This window comes from Nostoc sp. (genome assembly GCF_036917275.1).
Classification (GTDB): domain Bacteria; phylum Cyanobacteriota; class Cyanobacteriia; order Cyanobacteriales; family Nostocaceae; genus Nostoc.
Genome location: NZ_JBALDF010000059.1, coordinates 166,476 through 183,037 on the forward strand (window position 1 = coordinate 166,476; position 16,562 = coordinate 183,037).

Genomic DNA, 16,562 nt, shown 5'->3' on the forward strand with positions numbered 1-16,562 from the left:
AATTAAAGAGCATTTCCAGCCAGAGGCTAGAAACTTAAAGGGGTTTGTCCTTAAGTTGACACCAATGCGACTTCCGGCGCTCCTACTTTACACAAAATCTAAAATTCATTTGACTTTAAACTTACTAGCAGTTGTGAATAGCTCTTGCGCCATCCCTGATAAATCTTGGAATACTGTAGCAATTTCTTGAGATTCAGCAAAAGTTTTATTAGCAATTTCTGCTACATCTTGCATTGATTTAGTTACTGTTACAGATTGCGTCATTTGTTTTTGAGTTGCTGCGGTAATTCGCTCGATTAGCTGACTAATTTCGGCAGTTGCAGAAACGATCGCATTCAAGTTTTGGCGAGTATTACTGACAAGATTTGTACCTTCTACTACCTGCTGAATACCAGTTTCCATCGCTACTGCGACTTCCCCAGTTTCTGCTTGAATATCTTGGACTAATTTTTCTATTTCAATAGTTGCTGCTGCTGACTGGCGAGATAAAGAACGGACTTCATCAGCTACAACTGCAAAGCCTTTGCCATATTCACCGGCACGAGTAGCTTCAATGGCTGCATTCAGAGCCAGTACGTTTGTCTGTGTGGCAAAATTACCAATCAAATTCACCACTTTGGAGATTTTTTGCGAAGATTCACTGAGGCGTTTAATCTTTTTGCTGGTTTGAGCAACGGTTTCACGAATTCCTTGGATTGCTTTTACAGTTAAGTTCATCGCAGTATCACCAGACTCTACAGTTTGATTGGCTTGTTGCACTGCTAGTTGTACTAACTCGGCATTCGCCACCACAGCTTGAGTAGAATCCACCATCTGTTGAATTTCGCCTAATGCTGCGGTAATTTCCTCAGATTGTTGTTGCGCCAGATTCGTCAGTCCTGCTAATGAAGCGTCACTTTTGCTAGAAGTTTGGGCAACTTGTTGAGCAGCCCCTTGTACCTGAAGAACTATTTGCCGTAGTGCTTGCAGAGTATTATTGTAAGCATCAGCGATCGTGCCTAGTTCGTCTTCTGTAATTGGTGCGCGGACTGTTAAGTCGCCGTTGAGGGCGGGTCTAAGGGCTGTTAAAAGTTGAACAGATCGTTGTTGTAGTAACTCCTTGGCTGCCTTTTCTCGTGCTGCTGCTTCTGCTAATTTTGCTGACTGCGCTTGTACTTGCTGCAAATATTCAGTATGTTGTAATGCCAGTCCTAACTGGCTGCCAATGCGTGCTAACAAAGTTACTTCCGATTCTTCCCAATCACGAGTTTCCGAATTTTGATAAGCTGCCAGCAAGCCCCACAATTGTTCCCCAGCAAATACAGGAACAATTACATAAGCTTTGACTTCAAATTGTTCTAAAATTTCAATGTGGCAAGGAGAATGACCTACTTGATAGATGTCATTTACAACAAAGTTTTCCCCTTGGACATATCGACCTCCCTGAGTTTCTTGTAAGTGGGTATCTTCCCAGACGGTTTTGATATCGGGGCCTACCAGTTTTATCCAAGTATGACCTGCTGACTCCGCTACAAATTCGCCACTCCAGTCAGGATTGAAACGATAGACGGCGACGCGATCGCATCGCAGTAATTGCCTTACTTCTTGAGTGGTTGTTTTGAAGACTTCTTCTACATCTAAAGATTGCCGGATGCGGTTACTGATCTTGGTGACAGCTTTCTCTTGTTCCGCTATCTGAGCTAGTTTCTCAGATTTAACCCGAACTAATTCCAAATAATCTATCTGTGATTTAGCTAGGCTAAATTGCAAACTAGTCTGAACCAAAAAGTTAACTTCCCAGCTTTGCCATTCACGGCTGCTAGAATTTTGATACGCTGCTAGCAAGCCCCACAATTTATCCCTAAAGAATATAGGAACAATTATGTAAGCTTTGGCTTCAAACTGCTCTAAAATCTCAATGTGGCAGGGAGCAAGCTCTACTTGATAGATGTCATTAACGATAAAGTTTTCACCTCTGACATACCTACCTCCCTTAGTTTCTTGCAAGTAGGTATCGTCCAAAACGGTTTTAATATCAGGGCCTACCAGTTTTGACCAACCATTACTCACAGACTCAGCCACAAATTCGCCACCCCAGTCAGGGTTAAAGCGATAGACAGCAACGCGATCACATCGCAGTGATTGACGCACTTCTTGAGTGGTTATTTTGAAGACACTATCTACATCTAAAGATTGTCGGATGCGATTGACTATCTTAGTGAAAACTTTCTCTTGTTCAACTATTTGAGCTAGTTGCTCAGATTTCGTCTGCATTTGTTCTAGATATTCACCTTGTGAGATAGCTACACCAAATTGCAAGCCAATCTGAGCCAAAAAGGTTTCTTCCCAAGGTTGCCAATCACGAGGCCCAGAATTTTGGTAAGCTGCCAGCAAACCCCATAATTTTTCTCCAGAAAATATCGGCGCAATGATGTAAGCCTTCATTTCATACTGCTCTAAAATGTCAATGTGACATTGAGCATGGCCCATTTGATAAATGTCATTGACTACAAAGCTTTCACCCTTGGCATAACGTCCTCCTTGAGTGTCTTGTAAGTGGCTATCTTCCCAAACCATGTAAAAATCGGGGCCTACCATTTTTATCCAGCCATTACCTACTGACTCAGCTACAAATTCGCCACTCCAATCAGGTTTGAAGCGATAGACGCCGACGCGATCGCATTTAAGTAATTGACGTACTTCTTGAGTGGTTGTTTGAAAAAGCTTATCAACATTTGATACCCGCAGAATTTTGTCAATAACTTTAGCTACCGATTTTTTTGCTAGTAGCCGCTGTTGCTGTTCTTTTTGGAATTCAAAGCTCTGCAATTTGTAGGTCAGTTCTGTTGTAATTTGAGATAGTAGGCTAATTTCTACCTCTTGCCACTGACGTGTTGAGTAGCAATTATTTACTACCAGTAAGCCCCACACTTTACCTCCTACTAAAATCGGTAAACTCAAACTAGCTTTAATTTGAAATTTCTCTAGCAGTTGCTTTTGATATGGGGTAAGTTGAATCTGATTGATATCGTCAATAACTACAGATTCTATATAATCTTGATTGGTATACAAGCCAAAAATAATTCCTGGAATATTTTCACCTAAAGTTGGTGTCCAACCTAGTGTTCTAGATTCTGCTAAAACATTACCTGATTCTAGAGAAGTAAATTGATAAATTAAGGCGCGATCGCATCCAATCTTTTCTCTAATTTGCGCCACAGTGATTTTAAGTAATGTATCAAGGTCTGGCGCTTGGCGCATATGAGTTGTAATGTCTTGCAACTGTCGCCGCCAAATCTTAAATTCCTGAGCGATCGCATTTAATAAAGATATTTCATTGCTAGCAAGATTTGCTATATTAACGTTACCATTCGGATTTTCTAATTCCGAGATTAGATGCTCATTTTCATGCCTATTGTTATACAAGAATGTCATTTGATTAACCTCAAAATTTGTTATGGCTAATAAGTGGATATTTGGCAGGTAGTAATGAAATAGAATCTGGTTATTAAGAAATAGTAAGTTTTAAAATACTATGCCTAATCACCCGTTATTAAACGTTCAATTATGAATCGCCCACATGGGAGCTTGGATAATGGTTATGGCATCCAAATTAAAAATTATCTCTTCAGAATTATTAATAAAATATCCCTGTAAAAAAGGTGATATTTTAGGATAAAATAATTCGGTAGTTGGGGGTTTCATTTGCTGAGTATCCAGCCATTCAATATCTATAAGCTGTCGCACCAATAATCCCAAATACTTACCCTTACTTTCCAAAACAATCGCCATCATTCTTGAAAGTAAATTTGATCCTTGCGAAATTGGAGGATAACCTAACATTGCCTCTAAATCCACTAACCAAAGCATCTCACCGCGCCAGTTATAAATACCAAAGACGCTACTGGGCATCTGAGGAACGCCACATATTTCTGGTAATGATACTTGCAAAACTTCTGTGATGTGTTGTAACGAAATTACGGCTGTATCCCTTAGTCCCAAATTAAAACTTAAAAACTTTTCCTGGGTTTCCAAAGTTATTGATCCTTTGTCTTTAATTATTTATCTTTATGCCCTATTTGCAGTTATTATTTTAGCTTGCGGAGGTTCTATCTTCAAAATAGTGACTTATAGTAGTTGTTTATTTATAAGAGGAGGCTTTTCCTAATTAATTAATCGCTTTAAAATCCCCACTAGTTCTTCTCGATCAATCGGTTTTGCTAGATAACCATCAGCGCCCAACATATTACCCCATATTTTATCTACATTACTATTTTTTGTAGAACAAAAAACTACAGGGATTTTGCTAGTGTTGGGATTATTTTTCAATTCTCGGCAAATTTCAAAACCACTTTTACCCGGTAAAATTACGTCGAGAAATATTATGTCTGGCTTATTTTTATCTATTTTCTCTTGAGCTTCTTCACTACTTATGGCGCTAATCACAGAATAACCTGCCTGTTGCAAGTAACGGCTGATTATTTCCATATCAGTTAAGCCATCTTCAACTACTAAAACAGTATTCATGGCAATTACTAGTTAAATTTCATCAAAATGTAAACAAATTAGACATACAAATCCTAAATGATTCTTGAACAAAGACATGGAAAGGACTAGAAACTAGCCCCTAACCTCTTTCACCTAACTAATATTTCATAACTCAAATAGGACTGCCATAAATACAAAAACTTGTATTTGTCTAATTTTGATTCAATCTTGATATATCAACCTCAGAAAAAGTACGTAATCAACATAACTTAATATACATTAAATACTAAATAGTTTTATTTCTACTTAAATTGAAAAGTAGATCAATTATAAAATAATTTTGTTTAGGGCTATTATTAATAGCTTCATATTCAGTAATGAAGTTTTAAAGTTAATCCAATTATCTGATGAGGAATTGCTAAAAAAAATTCCTAATAGACCATTTATTAAGCAATTATTAAACTTACAGTGTGCGTTAAAGTGGAGCGTAACGTATCAAAAATACATACTGTATATCGGCATTTTTATTTATTTTTTTACTTCCAGTATCAACGTAGCATAGTCACACAATCTACACTTAACATTTTGTTTATAAATAGCTTTTAATTCCCTCTAATTACAAATTTCTAAATTAGCTTTACTTTTATCCGTAGGGACACTCGGTGTGGGTAAATATTTACGTATTATACTCATTACCTTATCAGCCGCTACAGGTTTAGTGAGAAAATCTGTAGAACCAACTACTTTGGCACGAACTCTATCCAAAAAACCATCACTGCCTGTTAATATAATGATTGGTGTGTTGGCAAAGGTAGATATTCGTCGCAACTGAGTGCAAATTTCATAACCACTGGCAACTGGCATAATCAAATCCAAGAAAATCAGGTCTGGTTTATCCTGAATAAGGGTTGGTAGAGCTTGTACAGCATCTTGAATCTTCACAAACCTCAATCCATTGGAAGTGATAATATCCTCTAGCATTTTACATACTTGAGGGCTATCATCGACGCAAGCCACTAGTGGAGCAGTCCGCTTCTTTGGTTGTGTGGTGGGAGAGTTATTGTTGACTTCAGCAACTCCTAAGGGCAAGTCAGGTACTTCCACCAATTCAATGATTCCTTTAAGGATATAGGGAAGCAACGAACGAGTGAGTGGCAGTACACTCTGCTTCATTTTCACAGCTAAATCTCGCAGAGTAAATTTGCCGTTGATTAAATTGACAAAGTTTTTGTAGACAGATGGACTTACCATCTGCTGAAGTTGTTCTGGTCGCCGCAGGACTGGTGCCAAGTCAGGAGAAAAATTTGCTAAACCAGCTTCTGACCAAATTTTCCACGAGTCTTGCATCTGCTTTACAGATATTTCTGCACTCGTGAAGCTCATTGGAGTTTCTAAGATAAATTCTTGGCTACGATTGCAACTTATAGAAGCAAAATTTCCTTCCAGAGCTAGGTCAAATAATAATTCTACTATCGTCTTTTCAACAATAGACTGAATCTGTTCTCTCTGAATTTTCTGTTTTTTATAAAAGATTTCTATAAGGCGGTAATCCCAGTAATCTATTGATATGTCTTGCAAATGCAACTGCAATTTATCAACATCAATCTGAGGACAATTTTGGATCATATGTCTACGCCAGCGTCGGAAGGGATGAGTTCCCCCTGTTGCCCAAACTATGCGTCCCAGCCGATAATAAAAAGTCCATTGGCTGCCCTTTGAACTTTTAATATTTAACTTGCCATTGTATTGCAGTTGAGTACAAGTTTTAAATTCATTAAGTAGGTCATTTGAAAGAATAAATTCCGAGTGGGTCATACTTTGTTCCTTATATTAAAAAGCCAACTGTTGAAAAACCCACACTAGCTATATATTGGTTAGTAGACATATTAGAAAACGTAAATGTGGTATATAGCCGCCTAAATCAACTTTATCAAAAGCAAGGTAAATGGCAAAATAGCAAAAATATTGCTAGAAAATAATTCATTTAGCACAGAGTTGTTTTTTATTGACAGAATTAACTTTTCTGCTAATATTTCATCACTTAAGTAGGTTGCTATAGTCTACAAAGATGAATTCAGTAGTTAATATTTTATTTTAATAATTTTTATGCTGAATTATAACCGTATAAGTTCTGAATTTTTTTTTAAAAAAGATTAGCAGCCTCTAAAGATTTTTACTTTTAGTAGTTTTTGAAATTGTAAAAATTATTGTAAAAATTAATATAAATATTGATTTAAATTTATATTTTGTAATTTTGAGCAGTTTGAGTAAACTTTTATAGGAAATATTATCTTTAAAAAAAGGCCTGCTACTAAGACAAGTAGCAGCCATATATAAAGTATTTATTTAGAAAAATTTTTTCAAGGTTGCTTGTCGTTTTTGTAGCTCACAACAGCTGCCCTAAGATTACTTTGGTGTTCTGAAAGAAGCCGATCGCCCTCGTCTTTTTCCAAACCAGTCCAGTGCATTAATAATGCTAGCTTAACCCACTTGCCACTACGTTCTAATAAAAAACCAGCAGCTTCCCGACTTAAGCCTGTGAGGTCTTGCAAAATTCGCAAAGCGCGATCGCGTAACTTTTGATTTGTTACCGCCACATCCACCATCCGATTGCCGTAAACTTTACCCAACTTGACCATCACCCCAGTGGAAAGGATATTTAAAGCTAACTTAGTGGCTGTACCAGCTTTCAGGCGAGTTGAGCCAGCTATTATTTCTGCCCCTGTCAATATGCGAATGTCAATATCAGCATCAAAGCTAACTTGTTCAGCTGGAACACAGGCGATAAAAATAGTAGTAGCTCCCCGCTGACGAGCAGCATAAAGCGCACCGTGGACAAATGGCGTTGTACCACCAGCGGTAATACCAACTACCACATCTAGCTGGGTAATGTGTCGCCCAGCGATCGCCGCCTCCCCATCTTCAATGCTGTCTTCTAAATCTTCGGAACTGCGTACTAGCGCACCTGCACCACCAGCAATAATCCCCTGTACCAACTCTGGGGGCGTACAAAAAGTAGGTGGACACTCAGCAGCGTCTAACACCCCTAACCTGCCACTTGTGCCGGCACCGATATAAAATAGGCGTCCGCCGTGGCGCAAACGCTCTGCGGTGCTATCAATAGCTTCTGCCAACTGAACTTTCACCGCCGCCACCGCCGCGACTGCTTTTTGGTCTTCGCTATTAAACAGCTCCACCAATTCTAGAGAACTGAGCTGATCTAGGTTTAGACTGTTAGGATTTACCAGCTCGGTTAAAAGATGCCCGCGTTCCTGCAAGTTTGTCATTTGTCCTTTATCCTTTATCCTTAGTCATCAGCCAGTTGCTAATGACTAATGATTAATTACAACAATCCTTCCAATTTACGACGCATCTTCTCTAGTTCAGAATCAGATAATTCTGGTTCTTCTAGTGGCTGTTCATTAAGGGGGAAGGTGTCTTCAACAGTATCCTCCTTCTGGGCATCTACTTGCCAGTCAGTTTCTTCCACATTCAGTTCCGGGGGAGTGACAACTAAATTGCTGTTTTCCGGGATGATTTCCCATTCATATCCAGCACTTTCGCAAAATTCCTTGATTTCCTCAGCATCGATTGGCTCTGGTGTAGGTGAGGGGAAATCTTGAGCTTCCAGCATCAGGGCAAAGCGCGTGGCGTCGTCTTCTGACTCGAACATCAGAATTTTATTGCGATCGCCCTCCCGAATCGTGTGAATCCCCTCGTTTTCCGTTCGAGCATTAAAAATTAACACAAAAAGACGCATTGGTGTAATCATCTGTCTTTTTTAAGGTCTATTAATATTAAAGTTCTAGGTTGTGCCTCAGCGAAAGTCACAGGAACAATTTATTTTCACTCTATTCAGATTTTCCTGAAAACGCCAATATTATAAGCATAAGTATTGGATCAAGGAAATACCATAACTCAACAATCAGGTCTTGGGTTTAGTTGGCGTATTCTGGAAATGGCATACTGAATCAATGTGCCAGTTAATGCTTGTGTGTGCCAGCGATATCCGGCAGTTAATACAGTAAAAGCAAATGACCAAATCTCCCAATCAAGATATTCACTTCCCGTCCCCTATCCGCAAGCGTCTATGGTTGCTGGTGTTGAGTCGCGGTAGCATTGCCTTGGGCGGACTTTTACTGTTAGGAATTGTTGTTGGTATTTGGCGGTTGTGGACTTTTGTCCAAACAGAGTTAACGCCGTTGGCACAACAAAGTCTCACGACTACACTCAACCGTCCAGTAAAACTGGGAAGAGTCACACAATTTTCGTTGACAGGAGTGGAGTTTGGGGCTTCAGCTATCCCAGCGACACCCACAGATCCAGATCGGGCCACAGTCGAAGTTGTAGAGGTAGGCTTTGACCTGTTACAACTAATTTTTAATCGCCACTTAAAGCTAGATGTCACCTTAGTCAATCCAGATATTTACATTCAACAGGATGAACAAGGGCGCTGGCTTTCCACTAACATCGTGTCGTCAGGTGAAGGCAGCGCCATTAAAACCGATTTGGACAAACTATGGTTTCGCAATGCCAAGCTGGCGTTGATGCCGCAGAACAGGGGAGCAGAGGGGCAGGGGGGCAAAGGAGAATACCCAACTTTTAACTCAGCACCGGCTAAACAACAACTATCCGCTAACAAAACTCAGCACTTACCCGTAGGATTTTCTCAACTCAACGGTTCTGCCCAACTTTTAGCAAACAACCAGTTGATCAGGTTTAATGTCGGGGGTCAAGCAGACAGTGGTGGCAGTATTTCCATTCAGGGAGAGACACGTTCCAAGGTGCTAGCAGGCAACTTCCAGTTGCGAGCACAAGACTTCCTGGCTGAGGATATTACTCGGTTGATTAAGTTACCATTGAGCTTACAGGCAGGTCGAGCGAATGGCGACTTGTTAGTTCGGTTGACACCAGGACAGCGGACTTTATTGTTTGGCAGCGCTGCTGTGCAAGGGGTAACACTTCAAATACCCAAAGTCCCGCAACTGTTGAGCAATACTCAAGGAAACCTCCGCTTTCAGGGAACGGAGTTGCAGTTAAATAATGTTAATACCAACTACGGCAAAATTCCCCTAGTGGCTACGGGAATCATCGACACTCAAGCAGGTTTTAAGTTGGCGGGGCGTGTAAATGCGGTGAGTTTGGCTAATGCCCAGGAGACTCTGAAGGTAAAACTACCTGTGGCGATCGCTGGACAAGTACAAGCTTCTTTGCAGATTACTGGATCAACTAAAGAGCCAATTCTCTCAGGTTCAGTTGCCACGATCCAAACTGCCCGGATTGATAAAGTTGATTTTGATAGCATCAGTAGTAAGTTTGAGCTTGTTACTAGTTCCTCTTTAATTACCCTAAAAGATATTCAAGGTAAAGCCAAAGTTGGTGGTGAAATTACAGGCGCTGGCACAATTCAACTTGGCAAAACCCCGCAACTGGATTTAAATTTCGCCGCCAAGAATGTCCCAGGGGATGCGATCGCAAAAGTTTATCAAACAACACCCGCGTTCCAAATCGGCAATGTCTCAGCTACAGCCCAACTAATCGGCCCTTCTACCAATGTCCAAACTGTGGTACAGTTTCAAGCTCCTAATGGAACTTACCCCGGAACTGGTGAAGTTGCGTTCCCCTCTGGGGTTGCCGCAGGCATCGCTCCAAATCGCACTGTCTCCTTCCGCAATGTGGCTCTTAATGTAAGTGGTGGTACGGTACGGGCAACTGGTAGTTACGCCAATCAGCGTTGGCAAGCTGTGGCTGTTGCCTCTGGGGTAAAATTGCAACCCTTTGTAGACAAAAGTCAACTGCAAAATGTCTCTTTAGCTGGGGCACAGTTCAATGGTCGTCTCATCCTTTCAGGAAGCACAGCACCATTTGAAATTGCCACGATTCGCACTGATGGTGCAGGAGTTCAAATTGGTGGCGGCACAGTTGCAGTTTCTAATGTCCAACTGCAAGACCAAGGCTTCTCTGCTCAACTTGTAGCTAATGGCGTGCGGTTGGGACAAATATTGAAACAGTCTCCCCTAGCTTTAAATAATCCATTGGCGGGTACGTTCCAAATAGCAGGCAACAGAGATAATTTCAGCCTGAAAACCCTGCGTGGCAGTGGTGAAGGTAGCCTTGCTATTGGCGGTGGAACGGTTACAGCTAAAAATATTCAAGTTACTAATGGTGTGTATCAGGCGCAAGTTCAGGCTAAGAATGTGCCTGTGCAGCAGTTGGCAACACTACCAAAGCAGTTCCAAGGAGCCTTAAATGGTCAGTTCAACGTCGCGGGTTCTGTTGATCCTTTTAAACCGCAAACTATTCAAGCCAGTGGTCAAGCACGGGTAAATGTTGCGGGTGGGACTATTACAGCCTCTAATATCCAACTTGCTAATGGTGTATATCAGGCGCAAGTTCAAGCTAAGAATGTACCGTTGCAGCAGTTGGCAACAGTACCAAAGCAGTTCCAGGGAGCGTTAAATGGTCAGTTAAACGTCGCGGGTTCTGTTGAGTCGTTCCAACCGCAAACTATCCAAGCCAGTGGTCAGGGACGGGTGGATGTTGCAGGTGGAACGATCGCAGCTTCTAATATCCAAGTGGCTAATGGTCGCTATCAAGCTGTAGTTAATGCTTCAGGTGTGGAATTAAATCGGTTAAATCAGCAATTGCGAGGTCAGTTTGGCGGTCAATTGCAATTAGCTGGCACGCTAGGATCATCCAAATTAGCTGATGTGCGTGCCGCTGGACAGGTGCAATTATCCCAAGGTATCCCTGGTCTTGAGCGACCCCTGACGGCTGCGATCGCTTGGAGTGGTGAAAGGCTTACCATTGAACGAGCAACTGCTCCCGGTTTAAATGTTACTGGTAACATATTAGCCAATGCTCAGGGAGCAGGTATACCGAAAATTACTGCCCTAAATCTCAACGTCCAAGCCCAGAATTACAACTTAAAACAGTTACCCATCAATCTTCCTAATCAGGTTGCTGTGGCGGGAAGAGTAGATTTTAATGGTCAAATAACTGGTAAACTGCCCTTGCCAAATGTGGTAGGGCAAATTAATTTACGAGACTTGGTTGTTCAAGATATTGCTTTTGAGCCGTTGTTAACTGGAAACATCGATTCAGCACAGGGACGCGGTTTAAATTTGAACTTAGCAGGAAATAGCGATCGCCTGGCCTTCAATTTAGATGCTAATAATCGTCCTAAATCTTTTTTAGTAAAATGGCAGCAAGCATTCCTCACAGGTAATGTTCAAGGGAATGATTGGGCACTCAAAGTCGCAAATTTCCCCTTACAAATATTGAATTTGACTCCGCCACCAATTACTCGCCTGGGTGCTGGTAAGATAGCTGGGTTGTTAACTGGGGATTTGCTGTTTAATCAGCAGACATTGGCAGCAACGGGGAATTTAGCGATCGCCAATCCGCAAATTGGCCGAGTTAAAGGCGATCGAATAGCTGCTCAATTCCGCTACGGTAATGGTAAAGCCACACTCGCCAGTAGTGAATTTGTCAAAGGCAAAAGTAGCTACGCTCTTGTCGGTACTTTTGCTCAAACCCCTAAAGGCCCTCAATTACAAGGTAAACTGAACGTCAACCAGGGAGAGATCCAAGATGTTCTAGCGATAGCACAGGTATATGACATACAAAATTTGCAAGGTGGTTCAGCACCAATCTACGGCACAGCAGCGGATCTGACTACGAACCCCCAAGGAGTGCAAAATCAAACTTTATTAACCCAAATCCAACGGTTTTCTGAAATTGAAGCTTTGGTAGCAGAACAGGAGCAACAACGACTTGATTCCACTCCAATACCAGATTTGGCAGACTTGAAGGGGACTTTCAATGGGGAAGTGGCTGTAAATACAGCTACAGCCAATGGATTATCAGTGGATTTTAATTTGAATGGACAAAACTTTGCCTGGGGTAAAAAGGAAGAACGGAATCGTTTTTATACTGCCGACCAAGTGATTGCCGAAGGCAACTTTGAAAACGGTGTTTTGAGTTTGCGACCTTTACGGCTCGAATCTAAAAACAGGCTGATTGCCTTCACGGGTAATATTGGTGGTGATGAACAATCTGGTCAACTGCGGGTGAATAATTTTCCGGTACAAGTACTGGATAATTTTGTCAAACTGCCAGTTGGAATCACAGGTAATCTTAACGGTACAGCAGCAATAGCCGGCAGCATTGCTAATCCTCAAAGTAGAGGGGAATTGCAAATCACAGAAGGAAAACTAAATCAGAACAAAATAGAGTCAGCAACAGCAAGTTTCAGCTATGCCAATGGACGCTTAAACTTTAGTAGTGCTGTAGCAGTTGCTGGGCCAAAACCTGTTGATATTACTGGCAGCATACCTTATAAATTGCCTTTTGCAACCGTTGCACCAGACAGTGAGCAAATCAGTTTAGATATGAAGTTGGAAAATGAGGGATTGGCGCTGTTAAACGCATTGACTAAGCAGGTGGTATTTGAGAAAGGTGAAGGAGAAGTAAACCTCAAGGTGCGCGGAACATTACAAAAACCTGAAGTAGATGGAACTGCTACTATTAATAATGCTATTTTTTCAGCCCAGGCTTTGCCAGGTAAGTTGGAAGATGTCACAGGTAAAGTGCTGTTTAATTTTGACAGCATCTTAGTAGAAAATCTTCAGGGTAGATTTAGCGATGGAAAGGTAGAAGCTGCTGGAGAAATACCCATTTTCAACAATAACAACACTATCAATAATCCCCTGACTGTTAATCTCGATCGGCTGGCGTTAACTCTAAAGGGACTTTACCTGGGAGGTGCTAGCGGCAATTTACAGATTACTGGTTCTGCACTTAACCCAGTAATTGGCGGCCAAGTAAATTTATTTAATGGTCAGATATTGCTGGCAGAATCTACCGATGCCACTTCATCTGCAAATAGTCGTCTCGGTGTATCACCCACCAAAGCCAATAAGCAGAGCAAATCTGAAATTGAAAATGGGACGGGAAATGCGATTGCCAGATTTAATAATCTAGATTTGGAACTAGGCAAAAACGTCCAAATTACCCGTCCCCCTATTCTCAGCTTTCGTGCAACTGGTAATCTCATAGTTAACGGCTCAATCAATCAGCCAATACCCGATGGCACTATCCGGTTGGAACAAGGAGGGGTGAATTTATTTACTACCCAATTTAACCTTGCTCGTGGCTATACACACACTGCAACTTTTAGTCCCTCTCAACCCCGCGATCCTGAGTTAGATATTCGGCTATTTGCTAAGGTACTAGATGTAATTCAAAGTAATGATTTCAGTCGGATAAATACCACAGGTTTATCAGCCTTAGAGAGTATTCGAGTCGAAGCCACTATCAACGGTCTCGCCAGCAAACTAGATAAAAATCTAGAGCTAACAAGCAGTCCGTCACGTAGTCAAACTGAAATTGTTGCTCTTTTAGGAGGTGGATTTGTAGACACCCAAGGACGTGGTGACAGTACTTTGGGTTTGATTAACATCGCAGGCTCGGCTGTGTTCAACAATTTTCAGTCAGCTTTTAACCAGATTGGGAGTACCTTTGGCTTAAGTGAACTGCGGATATTTCCTACGATTATTTCTGATAATCCGGAAGCGGGAAGGAGCAGTTCAACGTTGGAATTGGCAGGAGAAGCTGGGGTTGATATTTCTTCCAAAATATCCGTTTCCAGTATCAAAATTCTAACAACAAATGACCCCTTCCAATGGGGTATTAATTATCGGATAAACAATGAATTTCGTGTGCGTGCTTCCACTAATTTAACTGATGATAGTCGTGCAGTAGTAGAGTATCAAACACGGTTTTAAATTCTTGTCTAAAACTATTTTGAATTTTGAATTGTTAATTACTTACTGTTTTCTCTTCTCCTTGCTTCTCAATAGCTTGTCGTACCTGTTCAACATCTAATTTTAATGCTTCGTCCTAATTTTTTGATTTATACTGAGGTAAATTGGTAGTGCAACGCCAGGTCTTGGGATTGTTCCAAAAGTTAAAATAAGACACTTGGAATTTGGAATAAGGTGTAAAAAATTATGTGTATTTTCATCAACTCTAGATATTTGAATATTTTAAGATTGTCGTAGCTGATAGGAGATGATTTTTATAAATTGAAGATATAGCAGTTCTCGCTTGGGTGCAGTACAGTTTTGACCTCTCTCCAAACCTCTCTCCTTTTAGGAGAGAGGCTTTGAATTTTACTCCCCAACGCTAGAAGGGAAGGGGCTGGGGGTTAGGTCTGTATTCCATGCAATTGAGAACCGCTATATAGTAATCCAATCTGATTTATGAAAAATTGCGGTGTCCAGATCCCCGACTTCTTTAATAAGTCGGGGATCTAACTTTTTACTTTATGATTGTGATATTTAACTTAAGTGAATATTAGATTGTGATATTATCATCACCCTGCTGATTAATAACTAATCGTAAAATTGATAACCCCAAGATTATCAAAAATAGCACTAGCCCAATTGTGCAAGCGTAGCTAATTTCCAAATTGTTGAAGGCTTGCTCATATAGATAATAAACAATCGTTTTCGAGCTACTGAGTGGGCCCCCTTGGGTCATAATATATACTTCTTCAAACACTTTGGTCGCAGAAATAGCCGAAATCACCGCCACTAGTGCTAGATACGGCTTCATCAAAGGTATGGTAATATCCCAATGTTTGCTAATACCATCAGAGCCATCGATCGCAGCGGCTTCGTACACATCACCAGGAATCGATTGCAACCCCGCTAAATAAATCACCATGTAGTAACCTAGTCCCTTCCACACAGTGACAGCCATGACGCTAGCAAGAGAAATTGGTACAATGCCAAAAATTTTTGCTGGGCTAGTTAGCCAAGGAATACCTTCTGGGAAAAGTCCCAAAGCTTTCAGTAACTGATTGAGTAATCCGTTTTCTGCATACAGCCATTTCCAAGCTATTCCCGCAACCACCATTGAAATTACCACTGGGGTGTAGTAGGCGGATCTAAACCAATTCATCCCCCGTAGTTTCTGATTTACCAAAATTGCCAGCACTAAGGGAGCAATTACTAAAATTGGGACTACACCCACAAGATATAGAAAAGTATTTTCTAAGGTTTTCCAAAAAACTGCATCCTTCCAAAGCTTGAGGAAGTTGGCGAAACCAATCCATTGTGGCGGTTGGGCAATATCTTCATACCTAGTGAAGCTGAGGTAAAACGCTTGCAGTGCAGGCCAAAAGACTGTTAACGCCAAAAGAAGTAAGGCGGGTAATAAAAATAAATAAGGGGTCAGATGCTGTTTGATGAATATCCAATTTTTAGGCGTCAATTGATTCATATAAGGTCTAATAGTTGTTTTCACTTTGTCAGCAATAATTTGGGGATATGAGTAGATTTAAGCTTCAATATTCTAAAGGCATATTTTTGCGTAGCGCTAATTAATAACTCAGAGATCAACTACGATGGAAACTCAGCATAACCCGCCAATTGAACATCAAAATGTCCCCATAAACCACCGTGGACTACATGACTTCTTGTACAGTTCTGACGACGAACACACCGCCACTGAGGTGAGTATAACTCCTGAACTAGCAAACAATGGTACTGAAATCATTGACCTTGAGGTTTGGAGTGCAGCTGCTCAGAACGCTAAAATTGCAGGTGTTTACGCAGTATTGGACGCAGAACACCATGTGCAGTACATTGGCTATTCTCGCAATGTGTTGCTTTCCCTAAACGGTCATGTCAGCCAAAATGGTGAGCAAAAGTGTGCTTTTGTGCGCGTGCAAGCATTCAAGTTTCCCAAGCGTCAAGAAATGGAAGATTTACGAGATGCGTGGATAGCAGAACTCGAAAGCACACCCTCTGGTAATGCAACTGATAGTGAAATGTGGGCTAGCACGGTAGGGGAAGCTGCGAAGGCGGTAATGTCAGAGGCGGAACGTCAAGCCTACGAGGAGAAAAAGCTAAAACTACGGAAAGCAATGGCTGACACAACCCTCTCTAAAGAGTCAGAAACAATAGATGCGAGTCAAGCCGAACGTCAGCGTCAACTTGAAGCTGCTGTGGAAAACGATGACTGGAGTGTAATTATCGACGCACAGACACAGCAAACCAAGTCTTAGGTGTCAATTAAATTAGTTA

9 protein-coding genes are annotated in these 16,562 nt (G+C 41.2%); 2 read left to right on the forward strand and 7 right to left on the reverse strand.

What is annotated here, in order from left to right; all coding sequences use genetic code 11:
- Positions 1-105: 105 nt before the first annotated feature.
- From V7K35_RS23005 to V7K35_RS23030, 6 genes are all read right to left on the reverse strand, one after another.
- Positions 106-3,414, reverse strand: a complete 3,309-nt coding sequence (locus V7K35_RS23005; protein WP_335081954.1) for a GAF domain-containing protein — start codon at positions 3,412-3,414, stop codon at positions 106-108.
- A 126-nt stretch (positions 3,415-3,540) separates the two neighbouring features.
- Positions 3,541-4,014 carry a chemotaxis protein CheW gene (locus V7K35_RS23010; protein WP_335081956.1) on the reverse strand — a complete coding sequence of 158 codons (474 nt, stop codon included), beginning with the start codon at positions 4,012-4,014 and terminating at the stop codon, positions 3,541-3,543.
- A gap of 129 nt (positions 4,015-4,143) precedes the next feature.
- A complete protein-coding gene (locus V7K35_RS23015) occupies positions 4,144-4,506 on the reverse strand; it encodes a response regulator transcription factor (protein ID WP_335081958.1) in 363 nt (120 codons plus the stop codon).
- Positions 4,507-5,079: 573 nt separating this feature from the next.
- Complete coding sequence (locus V7K35_RS23020; protein ID WP_335081960.1) at positions 5,080-6,282, reverse strand: response regulator; 1,203 nt, start codon at positions 6,280-6,282, stop codon at positions 5,080-5,082.
- Between the two features lie 545 nt (positions 6,283-6,827).
- A complete protein-coding gene (gene murQ, locus V7K35_RS23025) occupies positions 6,828-7,754 on the reverse strand; it encodes an N-acetylmuramic acid 6-phosphate etherase (protein ID WP_335081962.1) in 927 nt (308 codons plus the stop codon).
- Between the two features lie 56 nt (positions 7,755-7,810).
- Positions 7,811-8,239: a DUF3110 domain-containing protein gene (locus V7K35_RS23030; protein ID WP_335081964.1), complete on the reverse strand. Its 429-nt coding sequence runs from the start codon at positions 8,237-8,239 to the stop codon at positions 7,811-7,813.
- A 262-nt stretch (positions 8,240-8,501) separates the two neighbouring features.
- Between V7K35_RS23030 and V7K35_RS23035 the strand changes: the two genes are divergently transcribed.
- The gene (locus tag V7K35_RS23035) at positions 8,502-14,255 is read left to right on the forward strand and encodes a translocation/assembly module TamB domain-containing protein (protein ID WP_335081966.1); all 5,754 of its coding nucleotides are present in this window, start codon (positions 8,502-8,504) and stop codon (positions 14,253-14,255) included.
- Positions 14,256-14,826: 571 nt separating this feature from the next.
- On the opposite strand, the gene V7K35_RS23040 is transcribed toward V7K35_RS23035, so the two are convergent.
- A complete protein-coding gene (locus tag V7K35_RS23040) occupies positions 14,827-15,756 on the reverse strand; it encodes a carbohydrate ABC transporter permease (protein ID WP_335081968.1) in 930 nt (309 codons plus the stop codon).
- Positions 15,757-15,880: 124 nt separating this feature from the next.
- Here V7K35_RS23040 and V7K35_RS23045 point away from each other — a divergent pair, with 124 nt between their 5' ends.
- Positions 15,881-16,543 (forward strand): GIY-YIG nuclease family protein, encoded by a 663-nt coding sequence (locus V7K35_RS23045; RefSeq protein ID WP_335081971.1) that lies wholly within the window; start codon positions 15,881-15,883, stop codon positions 16,541-16,543.
- Positions 16,544-16,562: the final 19 nt, after the last annotated feature.